General features: G+C 49.9%; 18 protein-coding genes. 16 read left to right on the top strand and 2 right to left on the bottom strand.

What is annotated here, in order from left to right; all coding sequences use genetic code 11:
* The first annotated feature begins 10 nt into the window (after positions 1 to 10).
* The 5 genes from ABEA66_RS19055 (at position 11) to ABEA66_RS19035 (ending at position 6,506) form a co-directional block, all read left to right on the top strand.
* Positions 11 to 1,327, top strand: a complete 1,317-nt coding sequence (locus tag ABEA66_RS19055; protein WP_345589844.1) for an efflux RND transporter periplasmic adaptor subunit — start codon at positions 11 to 13, stop codon at positions 1,325 to 1,327.
* A gap of 30 nt (positions 1,328 to 1,357) precedes the next feature.
* Complete coding sequence (locus ABEA66_RS19050; RefSeq protein ID WP_079909819.1) at positions 1,358 to 3,169, top strand: hypothetical protein; 1,812 nt, start codon at positions 1,358 to 1,360, stop codon at positions 3,167 to 3,169.
* Between the two features lie 341 nt (positions 3,170 to 3,510).
* A complete protein-coding gene (locus ABEA66_RS19045) occupies positions 3,511 to 5,016 on the top strand; it encodes a spore germination protein (protein WP_345590097.1) in 1,506 nt (501 codons plus the stop codon).
* Between the two features lie 42 nt (positions 5,017 to 5,058).
* Entirely contained in the window at positions 5,059 to 6,279 is a 1,221-nt protein-coding gene (locus ABEA66_RS19040; protein WP_345589841.1) for a Ger(x)C family spore germination protein, read from the top strand.
* The gene (locus tag ABEA66_RS19035; RefSeq protein ID WP_345589839.1) at positions 6,279 to 6,506 is read left to right on the top strand and encodes a hypothetical protein; all 228 of its coding nucleotides are present in this window, start codon (positions 6,279 to 6,281) and stop codon (positions 6,504 to 6,506) included. Before ABEA66_RS19040 ends, ABEA66_RS19035 begins: the two co-directional genes overlap by 1 nt.
* A gap of 317 nt (positions 6,507 to 6,823) precedes the next feature.
* Here the strand turns inward: ABEA66_RS19035 and ABEA66_RS19030 are convergent, their stop codons facing one another.
* On the bottom strand, positions 6,824 to 8,761 hold the full coding sequence (locus ABEA66_RS19030) for an ABC transporter ATP-binding protein (RefSeq protein WP_345589837.1): 1,938 nt from the start codon (positions 8,759 to 8,761) through the stop codon (positions 6,824 to 6,826).
* Positions 8,762 to 9,014: 253 nt separating this feature from the next.
* Here ABEA66_RS19030 and ABEA66_RS19025 point away from each other — a divergent pair, with 253 nt between their 5' ends.
* The 11 genes from ABEA66_RS19025 (at position 9,015) to ABEA66_RS18975 (ending at position 24,300) form a co-directional block, all read left to right on the top strand.
* On the top strand, positions 9,015 to 10,136 hold the full coding sequence (locus ABEA66_RS19025) for an ABC transporter ATP-binding protein (RefSeq protein ID WP_345589835.1): 1,122 nt from the start codon (positions 9,015 to 9,017) through the stop codon (positions 10,134 to 10,136).
* A gap of 21 nt (positions 10,137 to 10,157) precedes the next feature.
* Positions 10,158 to 13,160, top strand: coding sequence for an extracellular solute-binding protein (locus tag ABEA66_RS19020; RefSeq protein ID WP_377768390.1), 3,003 nt, complete (start codon positions 10,158 to 10,160; stop codon positions 13,158 to 13,160).
* Between the two features lie 58 nt (positions 13,161 to 13,218).
* Complete coding sequence (locus tag ABEA66_RS19015; protein ID WP_377741362.1) at positions 13,219 to 14,127, top strand: carbohydrate ABC transporter permease; 909 nt, start codon at positions 13,219 to 13,221, stop codon at positions 14,125 to 14,127.
* Positions 14,127 to 15,029: a carbohydrate ABC transporter permease gene (locus ABEA66_RS19010; protein WP_079909825.1), complete on the top strand. Its 903-nt coding sequence runs from the start codon at positions 14,127 to 14,129 to the stop codon at positions 15,027 to 15,029. Before ABEA66_RS19015 ends, ABEA66_RS19010 begins: the two co-directional genes overlap by 1 nt.
* Before the next feature lie 20 nt (positions 15,030 to 15,049).
* The gene (locus tag ABEA66_RS19005) at positions 15,050 to 17,197 is read left to right on the top strand and encodes an SMP-30/gluconolactonase/LRE family protein (protein ID WP_345589830.1); all 2,148 of its coding nucleotides are present in this window, start codon (positions 15,050 to 15,052) and stop codon (positions 17,195 to 17,197) included.
* Positions 17,194 to 19,530, top strand: a complete 2,337-nt coding sequence (locus ABEA66_RS19000) for a DUF5696 domain-containing protein (RefSeq protein WP_345589828.1) — start codon at positions 17,194 to 17,196, stop codon at positions 19,528 to 19,530. Before ABEA66_RS19005 ends, ABEA66_RS19000 begins: the two co-directional genes overlap by 4 nt.
* Positions 19,527 to 20,393, top strand: coding sequence for a carbohydrate ABC transporter permease (locus tag ABEA66_RS18995; protein WP_079909828.1), 867 nt, complete (start codon positions 19,527 to 19,529; stop codon positions 20,391 to 20,393). Before ABEA66_RS19000 ends, ABEA66_RS18995 begins: the two co-directional genes overlap by 4 nt.
* A gap of 17 nt (positions 20,394 to 20,410) precedes the next feature.
* Positions 20,411 to 21,379: a carbohydrate ABC transporter permease gene (locus tag ABEA66_RS18990; protein ID WP_079909829.1), complete on the top strand. Its 969-nt coding sequence runs from the start codon at positions 20,411 to 20,413 to the stop codon at positions 21,377 to 21,379.
* A 243-nt stretch (positions 21,380 to 21,622) separates the two neighbouring features.
* Positions 21,623 to 22,336, top strand: coding sequence for a response regulator transcription factor (locus ABEA66_RS18985; RefSeq protein ID WP_079909830.1), 714 nt, complete (start codon positions 21,623 to 21,625; stop codon positions 22,334 to 22,336).
* 1 nt (position 22,337) lies between these two features.
* Positions 22,338 to 23,708 (top strand): sensor histidine kinase, encoded by a 1,371-nt coding sequence (locus ABEA66_RS18980; protein ID WP_345589824.1) that lies wholly within the window; start codon positions 22,338 to 22,340, stop codon positions 23,706 to 23,708.
* Between the two features lie 28 nt (positions 23,709 to 23,736).
* Positions 23,737 to 24,300 (top strand): glycerol-3-phosphate responsive antiterminator, encoded by a 564-nt coding sequence (locus ABEA66_RS18975; protein ID WP_345589822.1) that lies wholly within the window; start codon positions 23,737 to 23,739, stop codon positions 24,298 to 24,300.
* Here the strand turns inward: ABEA66_RS18975 and ABEA66_RS18970 are convergent, their stop codons facing one another.
* A complete protein-coding gene (locus ABEA66_RS18970; RefSeq protein ID WP_345589819.1) occupies positions 24,301 to 25,974 on the bottom strand; it encodes a glycerol-3-phosphate dehydrogenase/oxidase in 1,674 nt (557 codons plus the stop codon).
* Between the last annotated feature and the right edge of the window lie 276 nt (positions 25,975 to 26,250).

The raw sequence follows: 26,250 nt of genomic DNA, 5'->3' as shown, positions 1-26,250 counted from the left end.
AGAGGATAGGATGAATCAGCGGAAAAGAAAAAGTCAGTACCGGCGCTTGTCGATGACGGCAGGATCGTTTCTTCTTGTCGCTGCGTTGGCTGCCGGCTGCGCATCACCCAAAACAACGGACACGGTGGCGTCAACGCAATCGGATACCAAATCCGTCAAGGTAGCAGCCGTCACTAAGCAAAGCATGGGGGATCCGAAGGAGCAAATAGCGGATGTCGTTGCGGCTTCACAGGTGGACGTTAGCCCCAAAGTGGACGGCCAGGTGCTGCAGGTACTGAAAAAACGGGGCGATGTGGTTCAGCAAGGGGAGGTGATCTTTAAGCTGGACACCAAGGATGCGATCCTTCAAAAGCAAAAAAGCGTGGTAGCTCTGAAAAGTGCGGAGGATGCTTTGCAAAAAACATCGGAGGACCTGAACAACAGCCGTACCGAGCTTCAAAACTCGATCACGAAGGCACAGCAGCAGCTGGATAATGTGACGAAGGATTACAATAAAATGCATAACGATTATGATGCGGGACTTGTAACGAAGCATCAGCTCGAGCAGAGCGAAATGCAGGTGAACAATGCCCAGCTTGATTTGCAAAATTTGCAGAACAAGTTAGATGCGATGGATAAAACGAATGGACTGGCCAGCGCTCAGTCGCAGGTAGATTCGGCAAGAATCAGTATCCAGGACATTGATAACACGCTGGACAATTATGAAGTAAAAGCTCCGACCAGCGGTGTATTGACGGATTTGAGCATTGAAGTGGGCCAAACCTTAGCACGCGGCAGCAAGGTAGGGCAAGTTCAGCAAATCGACCCGATTAAAATTAAGGCCGACTTAAGCGAGACGGCAGCCCAGCTGGCAAGAGGCAAGCAGGAGCTGAGCTTCTATAGCGCGGATAACCCGGGCCGGATCTTGAAGGGCCGTGTCACTTATTTGGCTGATGTGATGAATTCGCAGACGAAGTCATTTCCTTTGGAGCTGGAAGTGTCAAATACGGACGGGTATTTGAAGCCAGGTACCCGCGTCCAGGTTCAGCTGACCACGCAGGAGGAGCAGCAGGTGATTGCTGTGCCTAGCCTGAGCATTGTACGTGAAGGCAGCGACGCCTTTGTATTTTTGCTCAAAGGAGGACAGGCAGTTAAAACTCCTGTGAAGCTGGGGCGCATTAACGAGACGTACCAGGAAGTGCTGGAAGGCGTGAAGGCTGGCGATGAGCTGATCGTTTCCGGGCAGCATCAGCTTAAGGATGGACAGAAGATTACAGCCGTTAAAGAACAGACTACAGATATGAAAAAGGATACGGCGAACGAACCGGCAAAAACAACGACACCGTAAGGAATGCTAAAAAAGGAGGTTTTTCTCAATATGAAAACCAATTGGAAAACGGCTATGGCAGCAGCTGTGCTGTCCTTAACGCTAGTGGCCTCAGCCATTCCGGTAATGGCCGACGATGCGGTGCCGAGCGCTTCGATAAGCACTCTCTCCTATGCTTTGAATGATTCGATAACCGCATCGGTGAAGCGTGTTGCCGTTAATCGAACGACGGGTGGCTTGCAAATCGGCGCTGTTGTCAGATTGACGAATAACGGGAACGGTATGCTGCGTGTTCCCGATTATGAAATTCGCGTGAAGACGAAGGAAGGAATCGAATACAAGCTGCAGCCTAGCGCATCCAACATGAAATCCATTATGGCTAAGGAGAGCGGGGAGCTGTCCTACATGGTAACCGTGGATCGTCCTGATGATATCGAAGTCACGGACCTCTCCTTTGTTGAGGTAGACGAATATACCTATCCTAAGACGGAAAAGGTGCTGCTGTCGGTCCCTGTAGCATTGAATGTCTGGTATGGAACTAAGGGGCAGCTGACAGATCCTTATGCCAATATGGCTTGGGGACAGCCGTTTCAAATTCCGGGTTCAAGCTCTCCGATTCGCTATACACCGGTAGAACTGACCAAGCAGAACGATGCGAACGGCTTCTCCTATTTAGTTACCCTGATGGCCGAAAATCCGGGTACAGGCAATGAGACTGTCTCGAATTTCCGTATGGACGGCAAGACACCGGACAAGTTGTACACCGGGAAGAAGGTTGAGCAGGAACCCGTTACTCTCGCACCCGGCGAAAAGAAATATGTCCATTTCGCCATAACGTCGGATAAGGACATCAATCTGATCGGCTTGATGCTGATGACCACGGAGGGATTCGTTCCTGCGGGCGGTCAAGCTGGACAAGGAGCAGGGACCGCCGGAGCGGGCTCAGGTACAGGAGCGAGTGCCGGTACTGCTGCAGGTCCGGTAACGACCTCTGCGACAGGGTCCGGATTTGATGTTGGCCGTCTGGTCATTGCAGCACCGACTCCAGAGCAGATGAATAACACGGCTAACTATACTATGGGCACGCCTATCGCTTTGGATCCGATGAATCATCTGGTTGATTCCAAAACGGAGGTTTCCTTAGTCGAGCTGCATTTGCATGATAATGACGGACAAGGCTTCAAATCGGTCGTCGCCAAATTCAAGGTTTCGAATAAAGGCGATATGACGGTTGCCTTCCCGCAATTCCAGGCGCAGCTTGTCGGCGGGGACGGAGCAAGCTATGCCGGTACGAGACAGACAACTACGGCAGCCGAAATCATGCCGAACCTGGGTTACGTGGTCAGCTATTCCTTTATGATCCCTGCTTCAGAGAAAGGGGACAATCTGACCATGAAGCTGTTGGATAACCAAACCGCGGCGCCGTACAGCAGCACGATTGCCAACTTTAGCGCTCCGGTACAGAAAGAGGCGGACGATTCGGTTATGTCCTTGTATCCGTTTAATGCGAAGCTGGACAACTGGACGATACAGGCCTACACCAATCCCGGCGGCAACGGCCTCGGCCTGTCCTACTCCTATAATTTGAAGCTCTGGCTGACCATTGACCGCCTTGAGGATGTTGTTGTCGACCAAAACTTCTCCAAAATGAAGTTCGAAATTGTAGATAGCGCAGGCCGTATTCTTGGCTCGCAGACGGCTTCCTTAACGGGAGAAAACAAATTGGTCAGCGGCGAACAGATGATTCAATTCAGCAATATCAAGACAGACCAGTTCAGCTATCCGCTAACCCTCCATATTTATGAAGCAATCGATACGCCGAATGGAGAAGCAACCCGTTTGGTTAAGAGCGTGACGCAATAATTCCGATAGCGGGCTGTAACATTGGCTGCAGGGCAAGGAGCCTAGGTAAGAAATTATGACAATGGTTTAAGGTTGCATATGTTTCTCAACAGACGCCATTGGACCGATAAGGTCCAATGGTTTTTTGCCATTCTAGAGTTTACCAATCTCCCTCCGTAATCAACGGCAACAAACATCATAGCAGGAAGTCAGAAGGTACATAAACAAAAGTACGTGCCCAAAAGGATAAAAAGGGGCGACTTAGGCGAAAATGGATAAAAAATAGTGAAAGAGGATGCTCAGTGGACCTGTTTCAATTTTTATCCAGAAAAATGTTCAATTCGAGCCGGCGCGGACAGCAGATGAATGAAACGCCGATCAATGAGGAGCAGCCGCGTCTATTATCTCCGGAATTGGCCGTGAATCAGGATGTCATCACTTCTTTGTACGAGGATTGCACGGACATTATTCTTCATCCCTTTAAAATTGGGGAAGCCACGGATGCTTTACTGGTTTACATAGATAACTTGTCGGATACCGATCTTTTGGATCAGCAGGTGCTGTCCCCGTTGATGCAGGCAAGTCCAACAGGAATAACAAGAGCGGAGCTGAAGAACCGCATTCAGGTGTCCGCTTCTCAGGAAATAACTACATACGACGATGCTATCAAAAGCATTTCGAGAGGGGATCCGGTTCTGTTCATTGACAAGATGAACATCGCCATGTCCTTAGGCTTAGGCAAGTGGGAGAAGCGTTCCATTGAAGAGCCTATAGCGGAATCTGTTGTAAGAGGGCCGCGTCTCGGGTTCACAGAAACATTGGGCGTGAACACGTCCATGCTAAGGAGAAGCATTCGCAGCCCCTCTCTGAAAATGAAATCTCTCACGGTAGGACGGTACAGCCAGACGGAAGTGGTAGTCACCTATATCAAAGGAATTGCCGATCCTGCTCTGATCGAAGAAGTGTGTCAGCGGCTGCATCGGATAGATATTGATGGCATCTTGGATAGCGCTTATATCGAGGAGCTAATTACGGATAATCCGTATACGCCTTTTCCTACCATGCTGTCTACGGAACGCCCGGATGTAGTCAGTGCCAACTTATTGGAGGGACGCGTAGGTATCATTGTGGACGGATCGCCGTTTGTTCTGCTGGCTCCGGTCACTATGTTCTCCTTGCTTCAATCGCCCGAAGATTATTACCAAACCTATTGGGCGGGTTCTATGATCCGATGGCTCCGCTATTTATTTTTTTTAGTTGCGCTTACGATTCCATCGGCTTATGTCGCCATATTGACGTATCATCAGGAGATGATACCGACGACGCTCCTGCTCAGTGTCGCCAAATCACGGGAAGAAATTCCTTTCCCCGCACTGGTTGAAGCGCTGCTGATGGAAGTGACCTTTGAGGCGCTGCGCGAAGCGGGTCTGCGCCTGCCCAAACAGGTCGGTGCCGCCGTAAGTATCGTAGGGGCGCTGGTTATTGGTCAGGCTGCCATCTCGGCAGGACTGGTGTCCTCTCCCATGGTCATGGTCGTAGCCTTTACTGGAGTGGCTTCCTTTACCTTCCCGCGTTATACGCTGGGGGTTACCGTCAGGCTGCTTCGCTTCCCGCTTATGTTTCTTGCAGGCTTTCTGGGTCTGCTTGGTTTGATGCTCGGCATTATTACGATTGTTATTCATTTGTGTACGCTGCGTTCATTCGGGGTCATCTATTTGTCGACCGTAGCACCTTTGAAAAAAAGGGCTCTCAAAGACGTATTGTTTAGAAATCCGCTTTGGACAAGGGATATGCGGCCGCACCTTAGCGAATATTACAATGAACGCCGGCAGTCGCCTCATTTGAAACCGCGGCCTCCAAAGTCCTAATGCAATCGAACTTAGAGCATCCATGTGAAAGGGCAGGATACGATGGGCATACTCACTCGCTGTATTACGGCAATAAGCGGCTTCGTTATGGTTCTGCTGCTTACCGGCTGCTGGGACCGGGTCGAAGTGAATGACTTGACGCTGGTTATGGCCGCAGGGCTGGATAAAAAAGGTGATAAAATATCGCTTTCCGTCCAGGTATTCGTTCCTCAGCCTTCCGGCGGTGGGGGTGGTGGCGGTGGCGGTGGCGGTGGAGGAGGCGAATCCGGCAAGGGAACGAGCGGCGCTACCGCCCAGACTATCGTCAGAGCGGCGGAGGGAGTGACGCTGGCGGATGCCATGTCCAAGCTGCAGGAGGGATTCCCGCGCCGTATTTTTTGGGGGCATTGTGAAATATTTATTTTTGGCGAGGAGCTTGCCAAGGACGGGTTTAGAGACAACATCGATTTTATTATGAGGGAGTCCGGTCCGCGGGAGAGAGCGGATGTCTTCGTCAGCAAAGGCGATGCCAAAAGTATTTTGCGGTTAATCCCTCCCATTGAACGGAGCTCCGCCGAGGTGCTTCGGGAGATGGCCAAGCTTCAAACCGGAATGAAGGTAACCGTGAAGGATTTTGCCGAGATGCTGAACGGAGATGCGGGCGCAGCCGCACTGCCTTGGGTTGAGTCTCTTCCGCCCGAGGCTGGTAAAGAGTCCCAAAATACGGTAGGCTTTATCAACGGAACGGCTATTATCAGAGGGGATAAAATGGTCGGCCGGTTGAACGATAAGCTGACACGGGGACTTTTATGGCTGAGAAATGAGGTCGAATCCTCCATCGTGACGATAGAACCTAAGGAGTCCGCGGGGCACGTATCCATGAAGCTTCTGCGCAGCAGCACCAATCTGGTTCCTCACATTGAGGGAGATCAGTGGAGCGTAACGGTTATAATCAAGACGGAGGACGATGTGATCCAGAATACGACGAATCTGGATTTAAGTGATCCGGTTGTGACCAAGAAATTGGAGAAGGAGCTGGCTGAGGATATTGAGGAGCGAATCAAAGCGGCTCTCGTACGGCCGCAAAAACAGCTGAACGCGGATATTTTTAACTTTGCCGAAGCCTTTCGACGCAAGTATCCGAAGGAATGGCATCAGGTCAAGGACCGGTGGGGGGAAGTATTCCCGTCAGTTAAAGTAAACATCGAGGCTTCCGCCAAAATCCTCCGGACCGGAATGGCGACGATAGATTCCAAGAAACAAAATAAAGAGGTGGAGCAATAATGGGCTGGGGCTCTGCGGTTTTCGCTACCGTCGTCACCTTACTGATGGTTTTATACGAGTGGCCAAGAATGAAGCAGCATACCAGAAGGGAAAAAGCAGCGTTTATCGTCATTACATTGACAGGCTGGATATTAGCGGTTCTTCTCGTCTTATTCCCGGACATGAAGGGACCGACGCAGTGGGTGGATGCTTTGTACAAGCCGCTCGGCAAGCTGCTGGAGCCTTAATGCTTCGGGTCGCTGTATATGAAAATAGGAACCTGTTGGGGTTCCTGAGTTGGTTGAAAAACCTATGGAGATGAACTATTGCCAATATACTCCGATGGGGTATACCCCTCCATCCAGGCTTCCGAAGCAGGCTTTGCTACGCAAAGTCCCTAGCTATTGAAACCCGTGAAAGGTGATTAGATTTGGCGGTATTTTCCCGGGTTTCAAAGGCGGACGTAAACTCCTTCGAGGCATACCCCACCTCCCTATGCAGCATAGTTCACGCAAAACTAGGTTTTTCAACACTATCAAGGTTCCTTTTTCCGCTTGGTTATGTGCTATGTCCCAAAGCTTAGATTTTTCATTTCCTCAGGACGCATCGCCTTCAATTGCTTCTCATACAGGTCGCGGTACAGCCCGCCTTGCTGAAGCAGCTGCTGATGCGTGCCGCTCTCCACGATTTCTCCCTGATCAAAGACGAGAATTTGATCCGCTCTTACTACAGTGGCTAACCGGTGGGCGATAATGAAGGTGGTTCGGTCCTTCATTAAATGCTCCAGCGCTTCGGTCACAAGCGCCTCGGATTCCGCGTCCAGCGCAGAGGTTGCCTCATCCAATATCAGGATGCGAGGATTTTTGAGCAGCGCCCGTGCAATGGCGATACGCTGCTTTTGACCGCCCGACAGACGAACTCCCCGTTCTCCGACAACCGTATCATAGCCAAGCTCCATATCGCTGATAAAGCCGTGGGCATTTGCCGCGCGGGCCGCTTGAATAACCTGCTTTTTGTCTGCCTTCGGGTTGCCGTAGGCAATGTTATCGAAGATAGTTCCGGAGAACAGCATATTATCCTGCAGCACGATAGCGATATGTTTACGCACATCATATACGTCGTAGTCCTTAAGGTCGACGCCGTCCAAGTACACGGTGCCTTCATCCGGATCATAGAACCGGGGAATGAGATTGATCAAGGTCGATTTTCCGGCTCCGCTTGGCCCTACGAGCGCGATGACTTCGCCCGGACGGGCGGTAAAGCTGATATGCTGTAGGGCAATGCGTTGCTCGGTCACCATGGGAGGCGGGTCAGGCCTTGTTTTTGGCGGAATAATATAAAATTTTTTGGGTGGCTCGGCCATATCCACGAGATCCGGGTCCGACGATTTACCGGGCTCTTTTTTTATGTCCGGACGCTCGGTAACGTAGGTGAAGGAAACATTTTTGAATACAATGCCGCCCTTGCAATGCTTGAGGGGAACCGGGTTCTCTTTAACTTTGATTTCCGGCTCGATATCGAACACCTCGAAGATGCGCTCGATATTGCTCATGGAATTTTGTATCGTGACATTGGCTTCGGCGAACCGCTGGATAGGACCGTACAGCTGGCTCAAATAGGCTTGAAACGCGATAAGCGATCCTATGGATAATTGTCCCTTCAACACGAGCAGGCCGCCGGTGAACCAGATAATGATGCCTCCCGTTTGGGTAAACGTCTGGCTGAGCCGTCCTAACGAATTTCCGAGGAGCTGCGCTTTGTTGGCGTGGTTAATATGATTTTTGGCCTGCTTTTCGAACCGCTCCATCTCCGTTTGTTCCTGATTGAACGATTGAACGACCTTCATGCCGGAGATTTTTTCGACCAGAACCCCGTTAATACGCTCCATCTGTCTGTGGACAGAGCGCCAGGAGAGACGTATCCGGACATTGAGATTGGTGAAGGTCAAGTAATAGAGCGGCAGCAGCCACAGGGACAATAAGGCAAGCTTCCAATGCAGGCTGAACAGCATAAAGCCGGCAAACAGGACGAGGAACATATCGATGATCAGATTGATAACCCCGCCGTTGACCAGGTTTTGCGCTCCGTTGACGTCATTCATAATTCTCGAGACGATACTGCCGACCTGCCTGTTATCATAAAAGCGCTGCGACAGCTTCTGCATATGTTCGTACAGCTGGTGACGAATATCATAAACCATCCGGTTACCAAGCCGGAAGGTGATCGTATTTCGCAAAAAATTGATCCAAATGCCGAACGCATACACGATGGCCAGAAAAGTCACGGCATTGGTCAAATTCCAGAAGCCTTCCTTTTGGGGAAGCACGTCGTCAATCAATATTTTGGTCATCCAAGGGCCGATCATCGGCACGGCAAATTGAAAAATACCGAGGACCAATATGAGCAAGAGGGTGAGACGGTAAGGCTTTAAGAAGGTTAAATACCGTTGAACAAGCTTCTTTTTTTCAGCGGACTGATTTGGATTTTGATCGGACGCATTCATGCCAATCCTCCCTGCTTCTGTCGTAAATTTCCAACAAATTAGACATTAACATAGTCGGAATGAAATAAAAATGAATGATTCCTTCAATAAACATGGACTATTTTGCTCTGTGAAGCGGCTCTTTCTTCTATTAAAAATGAATCCGCCAGGAGACAAAAAGTTCCTCCTCTAACTAATTATTCACACCATCTTCACACGGAATTCATTACAATAGTTTCTAAGATTAAGTAAATTTGCACGTGGAGGCGGTAATATGGCGAGAATTCTGATCAATCATCTCTATAAGCGATACGGTAAGGACAAACAACCGGTCGTGAAGGATTTCCATCTGGAAATCAAGGATAAAGAGTTTCTGGTCTTCGTAGGTCCATCCGGGTGCGGGAAGTCTACCACGCTCAGGATGATTGCCGGCTTGGAGGATATCTCCGAAGGAGAAATCTATATCGGCGATACATTGGTTAACGATCTGCCGCCGAAGGACAGAGATATTGCTATGGTGTTCCAGAACTATGCGCTGTATCCGAACATGAGCGTTTACGAGAATATCGCATTCGGTCTTCGTCTGCGCAAGCTGCCTAAGCATGAAATCGATTTGGCCGTTAAGCGTGCGGCCCGGGTACTCGAAATCGAGCAGTACTTGAACCGTAAGCCAAGACAGCTGTCCGGCGGACAGCGGCAAAGGGTTGCTCTCGGACGCGCCATCGTACGGAATCCGCAAGTGTTCTTGATGGATGAGCCTCTGTCCAACCTTGACGCCAAGCTTCGCGTACAGATGAGAACAGAGATTATCAAGCTTCACAAATCGCTGGGCGTAACGATGATTTATGTAACGCACGATCAGATCGAAGCGATGACTATGGGTGACCGAATCGTGGTTATGAAATCGGGGATCATCCAGCAGGTGGATACGCCGGAGGTCATTTATACGAATCCTGCCAATACGTTCGTCGCCAGCTTTATCGGATCGCCTCCAATGAACTTTATTGACGGCCGCATTCAAGAGAATGCCCAAGGCAAGTTGGAGTTTCATACTCAGCGCTTCTCATTGGCTATTCCAGAAGGGAAAGCGCATTCATTAATCAAGAACAAGCAGGTCAACAAAGTGGTTACCCTTGGCATCAGGCCGGAGAATATCAGCTTGGAGGAAATGGTGTTTCAGGCTTATCCTAACGCGATCATTCCGGGCATTCATAAGCTTAGTGAATTGATGGGCGCGGACAGATTCCTTCATCTCGATATCGGGCAGGAACGGATGCTTATCGTAAGGGTTAACCCGCGGTATCACTATGATGAGGAAGATAAGATCCAGGTAGCGGTCGATATGTCGAAAGCGCTGTTCTTCTACAGTGAGACCGGCGAGCGGATCATGGATTAATATACGGCGTAAGGGAAAGGAGTGACTGAATTGCAAGCTGTAAAATGGAAACGCATACGAAATCGCTTTGTTGCTGTGCTGCTGATCGGGTCGTTGGGTTTGACTTGTACGGCGTTCCCGATTTTGCCGCAGCAAACGGCGCGGGCGGCCGATACGGCTGCCAAACCGGATGCGGCTAAGCCGGCCCAGCAGGGGAACCAGCAGCGTCAAGCCATCAAGGCAAACGAGTTCGAGCCTTATTATGCCAACGTCTTAAAGGGCTGGAAAGATAAAGGGATCAAGGATGGGGCGGCTCCTATCGAGATCAACGCAAGCAAAATGTCCAAAAAGTCGGATGAATCGGTAGCGACGGTAGGAAGCTATGAAGGCAAAAGCAACGTGCTTCTATGGAACAGTCCAAAGGAAAGCTGGATCGAATATCAGGTGGATGTGCCTAACGATGGCCTGTATGAGCTTCACGTATCCTATCGTCCCTTCACGGGCAACGGCCTACGCAGGCCGATCAGCTGGGATGTAAAGCTCGACGGAGCGCATCCGTTCAGAGAAGCTTCTTCCATTACCTTGTACCGGGAGTGGAAGGATGCCCGTCCAATCAAGAAGGATATTGACGGTAACGACATCCGGCCCAAATCGGAGGATATTTCCGGCTGGTCCGTGAAACCGTTGAGGGATGCGGGTGGCGCATACTCCGAACCGCTGCAATGGTACTTCAGTAAAGGGTCGCATACGATCCGCCTGCAGGGCTTCGAGCCGATCGCTCTGGAATCGATCAAGCTGGTTCCGCAAACCAAGCTGAAATCGTACAAGGATGTCAGCGCAGCCTATCCGCAAGCCAAGCCGGTTCAAGCGGAGGCGGTAACGCTGCAGGCCGAGGACGTGAAATCGAAGAACGATTCGGCGATTCAGTTGGTGTCCGATACGGATCAAAGATCGGTTCCGCTGGCGAAAGGCAAAATTACGTTTAACAGCATCGGTGGGAAAAAGTGGTATGACCAGAACCAGGAAATCACATGGACTCTTGATGTTCCTGAATCGGGGAAATATAAACTGGGCATGCGCGCTCTGCAAAACACCATCTCGCAAAAGGCTTCCTTTAGGCGTATAGCCATAGACGGCAAGGTTCCGTTCGAGGAAATGCTCGCTTATCGCTTCTCCTACGATACAGGCTGGAAAGGGGTTACCTTATCCGACGATGAAGGAAAGCCGTACGAGTTTTACCTGGAAAAAGGGACGCATACGTTGACGATGTCCGTGACGCATGCACCGTTCAAGCCGGTCATCATCGGTATTGAGGAAATTACGGATATTTTACAGGGAATCGACCAGGATCTGAAGTCGCTGACAGGAGGTCAGGACGACAAGAACCGGACCTGGAAAATCGCTCAGGATATGCCCGATCTGCCGAAGCGCTTGACGGTTGTCGTCGACTTGCTTAAGAAGCTGTCCGAACAGATGCAGCAAGTAAACGGGCGCAAAGACAATGTCAGCGAGAGCATGAACACCTCCATCAAGGATATTGAGGAGCTGCTGACCAAAGTCGATGATATCCCGTATCACAGGGATACGATCAGCACGACGAATGAAAAAATAAGCAAGTTCATCGAAACGCTGGTCCAACAGCCGCTTCAGCTCGATGAAGTGTATTTTGCGCCGGTAGAGAAGAGCTTTCCTTCGATGGAAGCATCCTTCTTCACAAAGATGAAGGGGATGGTAGTCAACTTCTTCTACTCGTTCCAAACGAAAAACAGATTGAGCGATATCGACGATAACGTACTGAACGTATGGGTGCAACGCGGTCGCGACTACGTAACCCAGCTGCAGGAGCTATCGGACGAGACGTTCACACCGGAAACCGGCATTCAGGTCAAAGTCAACCTGCTTCCGAATGCTCAGCTGCTCGTCTTGGCGAATGCGGCAGGCATCCAGCCGGATATCGCACTGGGCTTAACGCAGGACCTGCCAGTTGATTACGCGATTCGGAACAGTATCTATGATATCTCGCAATTCCCGGATTTCAAGGATCTTTACAAAAACTACAGCCCGGGTTCATGGCTGCCTTTCTACTATAATAAAGGCTACTATGCGGTGCCTGAAACACAATCCTTCCATGTGCTGTACTACCGCAAAGATATTTTGAGCCGTCTCGGCTTGTCGATACCGAACACATGGAACGACGTGTACGATATGCTGCCGACGCTGCAGCAAAACTATATGAACTTCTATATGCCGCCTACGGAATATATGACGTTCGTATACCAGAACAATGCGGAGTTTTTTGATAAAGAGGGCTCCAAGACCGCGTTGGACAGACCGGAAGGCTTCAAAGCCTTCAAGCAGTGGACCGACTTGTTCAATATTTACGCGATGGACCGTTCTGTGACCAGCTTCCTGCAGCACTTCCGCAAAGGCGACATGCCGATCGGATTTGCAGATTATAACATGTACATTCAATTGTCCGCAGCGGCTCCTGAATTGAATGGAGCTTGGGGGATCGCCCAAATTCCGGGTACCCAGCAGCCGGATGGATCCATTTCCCGCTGGTCGGGCGGCGGTCAGACGGCCGGTGTCATTTTCAACAAATCGAAAAAGAAAGACCAAGCGTGGAAATTTATGAAGTGGTGGGCATCCGCCGATACCCAAGAACGTTACGGCTCCGATTTGGAAGCCTTTAACGGAGTAGCCTTCCGCTGGAATACAGCCAATGTCGAGGCCTTCTCCAAGCTTCCTTGGAAGAGAGAGGATGCTAACGTCATCCTGGAGCAGTGGAGATGGTACAAGGATATGCCGAACCTGCCGGGCGGATATTTCGTAGGTCGTGAAATCAATAATGCATGGAACCGGGCCGTTGTAGACGGAACGAATTACCGAAGCTCTCTGGAAACCACCGTAATGGACATTAACCGGGAGCTAAGGCGTAAGCAGCAGGAATTCGGTTTTATCGACGAGAATGGCAATGTCATCCGAACGATGGATCTACCGGTCGTCGATAAGCCTTGGGATGGGGTGAATCCGTATGTTAAGTAACCAAGCAAGCCTATCAACGAAAACGGCCGCTCCGGTCAAACTGACATGGACGGATAAGATGAAGGCTCTTCTGTCCGAGATGTGGGAGTACCGCTTGTCATACTTGTTTATTGCACCGTTTATGCTCTGCTTTCTCGCCTTTATCGTCATACCGGTAGTGGCGGCGATTGCTCTAAGCTTTACTTACTTTAATGCTATCGAGCCTCCGCGTTTTATCGGCTGGACGAACTTTCAGAACTTAATATCCCAGGACTTGACGTTCCTGAAGTACGCTCTTCCGAACACGTTCAAGTTCGCTATTATCGTTGGACCCGGCGGCTATATTCTTGCCTTCCTGCTGGCTTGGCTCATTACGCAGCTGCCTGCGGGCTTGCGCAAATGGTTCGCCCTTGCGATGTACACTCCTTCATTGACGATGGGGATTGCGATGTCCATCGTATGGCTGCCGCTTCTATCCGGCGACCGTTTGGGTTACTTGAACAGTTTATTGCTGCAAATCGGGTTTATCGATGAGCCTATCCTGTGGGTTACCGATAAAGCTTACCTGATGAATTCCATGATCGTGGTTACCTTATGGTCCAGTATGGGTGTAGGCTTCTTGGCCATGATGGCCGGTATTCTGAACGTCAACCCGGAATTATATGAAGCTGGGCGCATAGACGGCATGAGCAGCAGACTCCAGGAAATCTGGTACATTACCATTCCTTCCATGAAACCGCAAATGCTGTTCGGAGCGGTCATGGCTATCGTAACCACCTTTAAGGCCGGAGCGATAGGTGTGGAGCTGTCGGGACAAACACCGACTCCGCAGTATGCGGGACATTTGATCATTAACCATATCGATGACTATGGATTTATTCGATTTGAAATGGGTTATGCCGCTGCGATTTCCGTATTCCTGCTAATTCTGATGTATTTGTCGAATAAACTTAGCATGGGATTGTTCGGCTCTAAGGAGGATGAATAATGCAAAACGCAGCCGTTTGGTGGAAGAAGGTGGTTCCATGGAGAAAGAAATCCAAGCTGCACTCCATGGACACGTTTCAAAAAGTACTTGTATTTCTGCTCGTGGTGTTCTCGATATTCATGCTGCTTCCGCTCATCTACATCTTTAACCATGCGCTGAAGCCGTATCAGGAGCTGTTCATATATCCGCCGAATATCTTTGTTCGGGAGCCGTCTTTCCAGAACTTCGTCGAGCTGTTCCTGGTAGCCTCCAGTTCGACAGTGCCGGTTACACGTTATTTGTTTAACAGCCTTGTGATTTCGGGCGGAGCCGTCGTTTGCGTGACCATTGTCAGCGCATTGTGCGCATACCCGATCTCCAAGCACAAGTTTCCGGGTCATAAAGCGGTATTCGCTACGATCATTCTGACGCTGATGTTCGCACCGGAAGCTGTGCAGATTCCGCGGTATCTGGTAGCCAGCAATCTCGGCATTATGAACTCGTACTGGGGGCATATCCTGCCTATTCTGGCGATGCCTGTCGGGGTTTTCCTGCTCAAGCAGTTTATTGATCAGCTGCCGAACGAGCTGCTCGAGGCGGCCAGAATTGACGGAGCAACCGAGATTCATATTTTCTTGAAAATCGTCATTCCGATTTGTATGCCTGCGGTGGCGACGGTTGCGATTCTGACGTTCCAAAGCTCCTGGGGCAATACAGAGACTTCGACGCTTTTCATGCAGGACGACGAAATGAAGAACTTCCCGTTCTTCCTGTCCACGTTAACCAATAACCTGGCCAACAACGTTGCGAGACAAGGCGCGGCAGCAGCCGCAGCCATGGTTATGTTCATACCGAACCTGATCATCTTCCTGATATTCCAAGGTAAAGTTATCGCTACGATGGCTCATTCCGGGATCAAATAATAGAGAAAGGAGGAAGAACCATGTTAGTCAAAACACGATGGCGCCGGCCGCTGTTCCTTCTTCTGGCCTTCACCCTGTTCGCCTCGGTCATGATGCCTATGACCGCGTTTGCCTGGGTGCCTTACGATACGAACTATAAGGACGGATTCGGCCAGCTGGTCTGGACCCAATCGGCCTATACACCGGTTGAAGTGCTGGGCAGGGAAATTTATGTTCCGGATCCCAAGGATCCTGCCAAGCAGGTATTTTCCCCGCTTGTACAGCCCAAAGGGATCTTTATCGATACCAAGGACAACATCTATATCGCCGATACGGGAAATAACCGGATCGTGCATCTGGATGAGAACGGGAACTTTAAGCGGATTATCGATGTGAAGGAAAACCCGCTCAAGAAGCCCGAAGGCGTATTTATCGATAAAAACGGAGATATTTACGTTGCTGACACAGGCAACAAACGCGTTTTGCGGTTAGACAGCAACGGCAAGATGATCCGCGAATTCAAGCGTCCGGATTCGAAGTTTTTGCCTGAATCGTTCAAATACGATCCGATCAAGGTTGCCGTCGATAAGCGCGGTTTCCTGTATATCGCTACATTGGGCGGCTACCAGGGCTTGCTGCAGCTGGACCCGGAAGGCAATTTCCAAAGCTTCTTCGGAGCTAACAAAACAGAGTTTTCCGTTATGGACGCATTGAAACGGATGCTGTACACACGCGAAATGTATTTGCGGGAAATCAGTAAGCTGCCGGGCTCTGTCAGCAGCGTAACGATCGACCAGAACGGCTTTATTTATACGGTTACGAAAGAAGTGACGAACGGTCAGATCAAGAAGCTGAATATCGCGGGCAAAGATTTGCTGGCAACGAAGAACGACACGTCGGCTACCGGAGACGCAGTCAAAACGTTCGGGGAAGTTCGTTTTCCGAGCAGAGATAAGCTGACGCCGAAGCTGAATGACTTGACGGTTGACCGTAACGGTAACATTACGGCCATCGATTCCACGTTAAAATACGTCAACCAATATGATGCGAACGGAAATCTGTTGTTTTTCTGGTCGGGAGACACCACCGCTTCTTCCTCCAAGCTTGGAGTAGTCAAGACGCCATCGGCCATTGCCTCCAACTCGAAGAACCATCTGTATATTCTGGATGAGGAAAACAACGTCGTACAGGTGTTCCGTTTGTCGGAATTCGGTGAACTGGTTCATAAAGCGAACCAATTGACGCAGGAAGGCCGCTATGAGGAAAGCGAGAAGCCTTGGCAGGAAGTACTGCGCCTTAACGCCTACTATACTCCGGCGATGCTGGGCCTTGCCAAAGCCGCCTATAAGAAAGGCGACTTTGAGCGCGCAGAGAAATTGTTCTACGATGCAGGGCAGATTCAAGGCTACTCGGATTCATTCTGGCAAATCCGGCTCATGTGGTTCCAAAGAAACTTCGGTCTGTTAATGAACATCGTCATTATTTTCGGAGTAGGGTACTTGCTGTTTGAACGTCTTACGCGCAAGAGTGAGTTCCGTAAAAAATGGCGGAACCGCCAAAGAACGAAGATTCCTTTGCTCGTTCAGCTGAAGCATGCATTTTATATTCTGAAGCATCCGATCGACGGCTTCAGCGCGATTCGTTACGAAGGCAAAGGCGGATTCGCGAGCAGCACCATCATGCTGCTGCTGGCGCTGGTATCGTTCTGTATTTACAGAGCTTTTACCAACTTCACATTTAATCCGTCCGTAGTATTGGACATTAATCTGATTACGGTGTTCATCCAGTTTATGGTGTTATGGGTAGGCTGGATCGTATCCAACTACTTGATAAGCACGATCTATCGCGGGGAAGGCCGGTTCCGGGACGTTGCCTTCGGCAGCACGTATGCTTTGTTCCCGATTGCTCTGGTTGGATTGCCATTAACCTTGCTTTCCAATGTCATGACATTAAGCGAAAGCGCGATCTATTCCTTCCTGCAGATTGCTATGATGATATGGGTCGGCCTGCTGATGTTCTGGAAGGTGCAATCCATGCAAAACTACAGCGTGGGTGAAACGGTTATGAACATTTTCCTATCGCTCGTAACTATGACGATTCTCGGTGTCTTAATCTTCATCACATTCGGACTAAGCAGTGAAATGAAAGACTTCTTCTATTCGATCTATCAGGAGGTGACGATCCGATGAGACGTAAACGTACAAAAGTAGTCCTCTCCGCGACACTGGCCGCTACGCTGAGCTTATCTCTATTTGCAACGCAGGCGGTCCAGACGATTAATGCGGCGGATCCACCGGCTGCCGGATCGGGGAACGCAGGGGACAATGCCGCCAAGCCTGATGCCAACGCGCAAGCTCCTGCGGCTAATACAGCTGCTCCGACACAGGCTCCGGCAACGGCTCCGGTCGATGTGAACAAAGTGAAGGCGGAGCTGCCGAACGACGCGAACTTCAAGCTCGCCGCACAGAGCGACAAGCTGAAGCTCCTCGTGGACAGCACGACCGGGCACTTCCAGGTAGAAGATAAGCGAAATGGGGAAATTTGGCGCTCCTATCCGAATGTGGATCTATGGCCTCAAGAAACAATTACAGGAACGTGGAGAAATAATCTCCGTTCTCCCATCATGGTTGAATATATCGATGCCGCGAACTTCAAGTCGCAGCCCAAAATGACCAGTCTTATCGAAGATAAAGGCGTGCTCGAAGGCTTCCAGACGACGGCGACAGGCTTCAAGGTCACGTTCAACTTCAAAACCTCCGGCTTTAAAATTCCGGTGGAAGTGAACATAAAGGATGATTACGTAGAGACCAAAATCATCGACAGCGGCATTGAGGAAGGCAAGCTCAGTCTCTTGAACCTGAAGCTGTACCCGATGTTCGGCGCGGAGCCTTCCGTCGGCCAAGACGGCTACATGGTCGTTCCAGACGGTTCCGGTGCATTGATCCGTTTCAAAACGAAACAGATCAACGATAAATCGATTTATCGCGAGAATATGTACGGCAGCGATATTTCATTTTATGCGGAAAGAACGGCCCGTCAGCAAGCGAAGATGCCCGTATACGGCATGAAATCCGGCGACAAGGCATTCGTAGCGATCATGACCGGCGGAGAAGAATACTCCAAAGTATTCGGTTCCCCTTCCGGCGCATTCGGCCAATCCAACTGGATTACGGCAGAATGGCAGTATCGGATCAAGTTTTTCCAAAATACGAGCAAAAAAGGAAATGCGGGCTTCTTTACCTACAGTAAAGAAAGATTTACCTCCGATCAGCGCAGCACCCGTTATTACTTACTCGATAAAACCAATGCGGACTATGTCGGCATGGCCTCCAAATACCGCGAATATTTAATGAAGGAACAAGGCGTTAAGCCGCTTCAGGCTGCGTCGAACAAGATTCCGATGTTCGTGGATATCGTTGGAGCAGACGTGAAAAAAGGGATGCTGTGGGATAAATATTTGCTCGGAACTTCAACCTCTCAAGCGATGGAAATGGTGAAAAGGCTGTACGGTCTTGGCATTGAAAATATGTCCATTCAATACTTGGGCTGGCAGAAGGGCGGTTACAGCTCCTTCGGCGGATTGTTCCCGGTAGATAAGCGGCTGGGCGGCAATGAAGGCATGAAGCAGTTCATCCAATTCGCACATTCCTTGAAGGTGCCGGTCTACTTGACCGCTAACTACACCTACAACAATAACGATAGAGACGGATTCAATGCGAGATATGACGGGATGCGTAACCTTGCAGGCAAGCTGATGGATTTCGAAATGTTTGCAAGCCGGGATACGATTACCCAGATGAGTCCGAAGTTCTCGGCCCAGTCGCTCTCCAAGGACATGAGCCAGTTTAAGGAATTGGGTGCGGACGGCATTTATTTTGAAGACGGCATCGGCCGGTACTTGAACAGTGATTTCAATACCCGTGCACCGTCTACGAGAACGGAAACGATGCATACGCAGCAGGAGATGCTTAAGGAGACGAAAGAGACGCTGGGCGGAGTAAGCGTAGAAAGAGCCAATATGTATACGCTGAAGGACATTAGCCATATTCACCGCATAGCGGATGACTATTCGTATGACCTGTTCATCGACGAATCCATTCCGTTCCTGCAAATCGCGCTGCATGGCCTTGTCACCTATTCTTCCGGCTGGTCTAACCTGCGGGATCAGTACAAGACCGAGATGCTTCGCAGTATCGAATACGGCGCAAGCCCATCGTTCATTTTCACTTATGCGCCGTCTGAGGATATGAAAGGGGCTTACTCCGTTTACTACTACAGCATGAATGTTCATGACTGGGAATCGACCGCTGTAGAGGAATACCAGCGCTACAATAAAGCTTTGGGCGACGTACAGACCAAATTTATTGTCGGCCACAAAACCATTGCTCCGAACGTGAAGGAAGTTACCTACGACGGAGGGAAGAAAGTGGTTATCAACTACAATTCAACACCGTATAGCGACGGCAAGGTAACGATACCGGCTCAAGACTTTATCGTAGTTCAAGGAGGCGCTGGCCAATGAATCGCAAATTGAGATTGAGCTCCGCCACCCTACGTAAAGTGGAAGGTTCTTTATTCATCGCACCATGGGTTATCGGATTTCTGGGCTTTATCGCATTTCCACTGGTATATTCGTTCTACATGAGCTTTAACCGCGTTAAAATTACGGCCGGCGGCGTGGAGTATTCGCCGGTCGGCTTCCAGTACTACCGCGAGATTTTGTTTGCGGATGGCGGCCTCTTGTACAATGACTTGCTGCCGTTTTTGCGTCAAGCGTTAATGATGATTCCGGTTATCGTAGTTTTCTCGCTGCTTGTAGCGATTTTACTGAATCAGAAGTTTATCGGACGCTCGTTTTTCAGGGTCATTTTCTTCCTGCCTGTCATATTCTCCACCGGACAAATTATCCAGGAGTTTATTACTCAGGGGGAAGGAACGTTGTCCTTCGTTCAAGAATTCGAGCTGGGCAGCTACATCAACACCTATTTGCCGAAAGCCTGGGCGGCTCCGCTTAACTCTATCATTAACTCGTTCGTTCTCATCCTGTGGTATTCCGGTGTGCAAATCTTGATTTTCCTGGCAGGTCGTCAGACTATCTCGACCTCGGTATATGAGGCAGCCCGGATTGATGGAGCCGACCCTTGGGAAACGTTCTGGAAAATTACGCTTCCTGGCTTGACACCATTTATTTTGCTGAACTTGATTTATACGGTAGTCGATTTGTTCACGTTCCCGTCCAACCCGATCATATCCAAGGTCAACACGACCAACTACGGTTTGTCTAGTGCTCTGGCATGGATTTACTTTATGATCGTATTGCTCTTCCTGGGTATTGTCCTGCTCATCTTCTCCAGAGTGACCAAATCCTCAAGCGGAGCCAAATAGAAAGGAGGCGAGACGGAATGCAAAAAGTAATAAAAGATATCAAGAACGTGCGCTTCGATTCTCATTCGGTCAGGTCATGGCTGACAGCGGCCAAAAACCTGCTGATAGGCAAGGAAGCCGATAAAGGCTTAATATTCAGGCTGTTCATGTACCTGATTTTGATTGACGTGGCCTTTATCTATGTGAAGCCGATCATTTATATGATCACGACCATGATTAAGGACTCCGCCAACCTGCTGGATCCGGCTGTTATTTGGGTTCCGAGGTCCTTCTTTACAGGCCATCTGCAGGAAGCGTTCCGGCTGTTGAAGTATTCCAACGCTTTCTTTATCAGTATGACGGTGTCGCTTAGCGTTGCAGTGCTGCAAGTCATTTCATGCGCTATTGCGGGATATGCCTTTGCCAGATTGGATTTTCCGCTTAAAAAATTCTGGTTCGTATGTCTCATCTTTACGTTCGTCATGCCGCCTCAGGTGACCATTTTGCCATCCATTCTGCTGTTCAAAGACTTCGGATGGATCAATACGTACCTGCCGCTCATCGTGCCTGCCATATTCGGGCATGGCTTGAAAGGCGCGCTCTTTGTCATCATCTACCGCCAGTTCTTCAGCACGCTTCCTAAGGAGCTTGAGGAGGCAGCCAAAATGGACGGTGCGAATGTATTCAGAGTGTTTTTCCGGGTTATGCTGCCGATCTCGACTTCGGCGATCATCGTCGTATTCTTGTTCTCCTTCGTTTGGAACTGGAACGATTTCTATTTCCCTACGATGTATATGTTCGGGGCAAAAGAGGTTCCGCTGTCCATCAGCTTGTCGCGTCTGGCTGCATCCTTAACAGCCGAAGCGGAGCAGGCCGGTCCAAGTATTTTTGCGGAGCCGATCAAGATGGCCGCATCGTTCTTGATCATTATGCCGGTCTTGGTAGTCTACACGTTCACTCAGCGCTGGTTCGTAGAAGGCGTAGAGCGTACGGGTCTTGTAGAATAGTAAGAAGTAGGAAGCCTGCTGCGAGCAGGCTTTTTTCTTTCACCTATCCTAAGCCGATGGTCTGACGCGTCATTATTTCCCGGGAAACAAGGGGGATAGCCATGCTTCGGATAGCAGGTACACAGTGCGATGAAACGACTATGACCAGCTCTGCGTGAAAGCAAAAAGCCTGAGAAATTCAGGCTTTTTTGCTTGTCTAATTCTAATTTGGCAAGTAATATGTAGAAATAGGGGGTATTTTGAATGCATATATTACTTGTGGAGGACGAGCTCAAAATCCGCGAAGTAGTCACCGCATATTTGAAGAATGAAGGATGGGAAGTCGATTGCACGGCAAACGGCTTGGAGGCCGTTCAATTGTTCGAGAACGGTTCTTATGATCTGGTTATTTTGGATCTTATGCTGGAGGGCCTGTCGGGAGAAGAGGTATGCCAGCAAATCCGCGCCAAATCGGTCGTACCTATCATCATGCTGACTTCCAAGTCGAGGGAGAGCGATACAATTGCAGGATTAAATCTGGGAGCCGATGACTATATAGCGAAGCCTTTCCGGGTTAAAGAAGTTATTGCCCGCATTCATGCTCTTCGACGCCGCATTCATGCTTACAAAGCCGATGCCGTCAAGCAAAACGTATTGACCTTCGATAGAGGCCAGTTAGTCGTAGACTTGGAAGCGAACACCCTGCTGGTACGCGGCGTACATGCGAATTTGACAACGACGGAATTCAAGCTGTTAACGGTGTTTACGAGCAAGCCGGGCAAGATTTGGTCGCGCAGCGATCTTTCTTATCATGTGCTTGGCTATCGTTTTCAGGGAGACAGCCGTTCCATCGATACCCACGTCAAAAATTTGCGCAAAAAAATCGAGGAAGACACCAAGGAGCCCCGGTATATTCTTACCATGGTAGGCTCAGGCTATAAATTTGCCGCAGAATCGGATACGAAGGAAACAACTTGAGATGATTAAAGTATTTCGCAAAATGGAAGTGATCTTGTTTTTAACGCTTCAAAGCTGCTTCATCTTGATTATATCGGTGGTGGCTTACGGCTATAATTTTAATTGGCAGGATGTCTTCACGCACTATCAGGAGGATCAGTTAAAAGTAAACGCTTTCAAATTAATAGACGATATGCGCAACGATAATTTGTCGGTAGGGCCATATACGGAGGAGCAGAAGTCTTGGCTGAACCGGAGGGCCACATTATACGGCATTCTCGTCCGTTACGGAGAGGACAAGCATACGGTCTGGTTTGATATGTTCTCGCGTGTACAAAACCAAAAGGATCTTATCATCCAGGAGTATCCGGTGGTTGCCAAGGGAGAGACCCGCGGCATTCTGCAAGTAGGATATTTAAAGACATTGAATCAGATCGATCCGAATGTCATCGCCTATCAAAAAATGATGGAAACCCGTTCCGGAATCTTGTACGGTGTCATTATCCTGATCTCCGTGCTGGTCAGCTTTGTCGTTGCCCGTCTGCTGTCCGCACATTTGCAAAGACTGCAGGAAACGGCGAATAAAATCCGTCTGGGCAATTGGGAGGTACAGGCGGCCGTCAAAGGTCCGGAGGAGGTCCGGAGGCTTGCTTTAACGTTAAACGAGCTCTCCAGGGAGCTGAAGAAGCAGGAGGATTGGCGCCATCATCTTATGGAGGATTTGACCCACGAGCTTCGAACGCCGCTGACATCCATGCTCTCCCAGCTGGAAGCGATGATTGACGGGATCTATGAAGTGGATCTGGAATGGCTGGAGCAAATCTATGACGAGCTGATCCGGCTTACCCGCCTGATGAATGATATGGAACGCTTATCCGAGGCGGAGGCCGCCCGGTTTACGATAAACATTCGGCGAATTAATATCGTACAGCTGACCCAGAACGTCTACCGCAATTTTCAGCAGATGGCCAAGAGCAAGGGCGTCAAGCTGCAATTTGTCCCTACCAATGCTCCTTGCTACGCCGAAATCGACCGCGATAAGATGATACAGGTCATTTCGAACATTGTATCCAATGCGATTAAGTATACGGACGAAGGCGGAAAGGTCACGCTTGGGGTTGATTGGACGATCGATTCTACTATTATCTATTGTGAGGATACGGGTATTGGAATCAGCGAGGCGGATTTGCCTTATGTATTTAACCGGCTGTACAGGGTCGATAAGTCCAGGTCCCGCTTTAGCGGAGGGGTCGGTCTTGGCTTAAGTATCGTTAAAGCGTTAGTAGAGGCTCACGAGGGCAAGATTGAGGTGACAAGCACCTTGGGACAAGGCTCCAAATTTATGGTTACGATCCCGAATGTGTACAAGTCGCTGGAGCAGCAATTATCATAACAGCCTATGCTGGAAGGAGGCAGACGGATTGAGCTTTTACGGTCAAAATGTACTTCCCGCCGTTCGGAAAATGCGGGATCTTGAGCTGCTGTTGAAGAGCCGGTTCCAATACCTGGTTCTGCTCGACATTCATATTTCCCAGCTGGCCAGTATTGTGCAGCTTGCAAGATCGCATCAAAAGAAGATGCTGATCCATGCCGATTTGATTCAGGGGTTGAAGAATGATGAGTACGCGGTGGAATTTTTATGCCAGTCGGTCAAGCCGGCCGGCATAATATCCACTAAAAGCGCTGCCATAGCGACAGCCAAAAAAAATAAAGTGCTGGCGATTCAGCGGCATTTTTTGCTGGATACGACGGCACTGGAGATGACCTATAAAATTACGGAGAAGGTTCAGCCGGATTACATTGAAGTGCTTCCGGGCATTATGCCTCATATTATTTCGGAGATGAAGGAGGAGCTGGGGATTCCGATCCTGGCAGGCGGACTGATCCGCACGGTGGAGGATGTGGAGATGGCCTTGAAGGCGGGGGCGGTCGCCGTGACGACCTCCCGCAAGGAAATATGGAGACAATATGAAGCCCAGGGATAATTACTTGGGGTCTGCGGTAATAGGATTGACAGCATCTTCCCGCCGCTTCTCGAGGACTTGGCTGTGCTGCTCGATCTCTGCCTCGCTCCAGCCGAACAAGTCGGCCATATATGCGATAACCGGCTGCTTCCATTGATGAACGGAGGCAATGTCGAAGTACATGGCGCCGGTCCGGCGGATGAAGAAATCGGATGGGGTAGACACCATCTCCGCTTCAATTCCATAGATCAGCATGGCCAGCCACAGAGCAGGCATACCGTACTTGTCAGCTTCCTCCTGATGCTCCCGGTACAGCTCGAACAGGCGGTCTGCATTGGACCCGTAACGTGTAACCAGCAGGGTCGCTTCACGTTCATTCAGCCCGAATTTGGCAGCCTGCTGTACTTTGGTTTTGATAAAGGAGGCATAGCCTTGAGATCCGCCTACATCCCCGCCCGACAGCTTGACCTTGTCTGTGGTGCAGCCAGGGAAAGGGGAATGTCCTTGCTGCTCCAACTGGTTGGCAACCAGGTTGACGATCCGCTCGGCCATTTTGCGGTAACCGGTCAGCTTGCCGCCTGCGATAGTGATCAGCCCAGACGGAGCGATGAAGATCTCGTCCTTGCGTGAAAGCTCGGACGGTGATTTGCCGTCCTCATGTATCAGCGGACGCAAGCCTGACCAGCTGGATTCTACATCCTTGGGCTCCAGCTTGAGGGTAGGGAACATAAAGTTGGCGGCCTTCAAGATGTAATCTCTGTCCTCAACAGTCATGCGCGGACGGGCAATGTCGCCGGTATAGTTCGTATCGGTAGTCCCTATATAGGTTTTGCCGTCGCGCGGAATGGCGAACACCATACGTCCGTCCGGCGTATCGAAATAGATCGCTTGCTTCAGAGGGAACCTTTTGCCGTCAACAACGAGATGGACGCCCTTGGTTAGATGCAGCCGTTTGCCTTGCTTCGAGCCGTCGATTTCTCTGATCGTGTCTACCCACGGACCGGCTGCATTGACAATCTTTTTCGCTCGGATGTCGAAGGCTTGACCGGTCAATTGATCGACGGCGCGGACTCCGACTATTTGACCCTGATCGTAGATCAAATCCTCCGCTTTTGCGTAATTCAGCGCGTGAACCCCGCGGCGAACCGCTTCCTTCATCGTCTCGATGGTCAATCTGGCATCATCGGTCCGGTATTCTACGTAATAGCCCCCGCCTTTTAATTTATCCTTCCGCAGCAGCGGCTCCATATTCAAGGTTTTGTCCTTATTCAGCATGATACGGCGCTCCTGCTTGCGTACGCCCGCCAAATAATCGTATACAAGCAAACCGACAGAGGTTGCCAGCTTCCCATAGGTACCGCCCTCAATAATCGGCAGCAGCATCCATTCCGGTGTCGTCACATGCGGCGCATTCTCGTATACAATCGCGCGTTCTTTTCCTACCTCGGCCACCAGCTTGAATTCGAGCTGCTTCAAGTAACGAAGCCCGCCGTGGATCAGCTTCGTGGAGCGGCTTGAGGTCCCGGCACCGAAATCCTGCATTTCGATAAGACCTGTCGACATGCCTCTGGTTTGGGCGTCCAGCGCGATTCCCGCCCCCGTAATGCCTCCGCCAATAACTAGCAAATCCAATGTCTGATTAGAGAGCCGTTCTATATGATCAGCACGGTGCGCTCCAGAAAAATTCGTCGTCATCTGTATCATCCTTTTCGTCATGTTGGGTTGTGTAAACAACAAAAAAGACCGCTAACACGTCCCTGCAGAAGCCCAATTAGCTTCGGCAAGGTATGTTGCGGTCTACTCTTATTCTCTGACCAAATGTATTAACTTGTTCAATTGCTGCTTAATTAACCGTATCATAACATGAGAATGACGATGAAGCAATAGTTATTGACAGAGAAAATGGGTTTGTGTTAGATTTCAACATGAAAACGGTTTACAAGTTTGTTCATGTACGACAAGGAGGAAGGC

Origin of the sequence: Paenibacillus vulneris (genome assembly GCF_039543185.1) — a bacterium.
Lineage (GTDB): Bacteria > Bacillota > Bacilli > Paenibacillales > NBRC-103111 > Paenibacillus_S > Paenibacillus_S vulneris.
The sequence above is the reverse complement of the archived record's forward strand: the minus strand, read 5'-3'. Positions and strand labels throughout refer to the sequence as shown.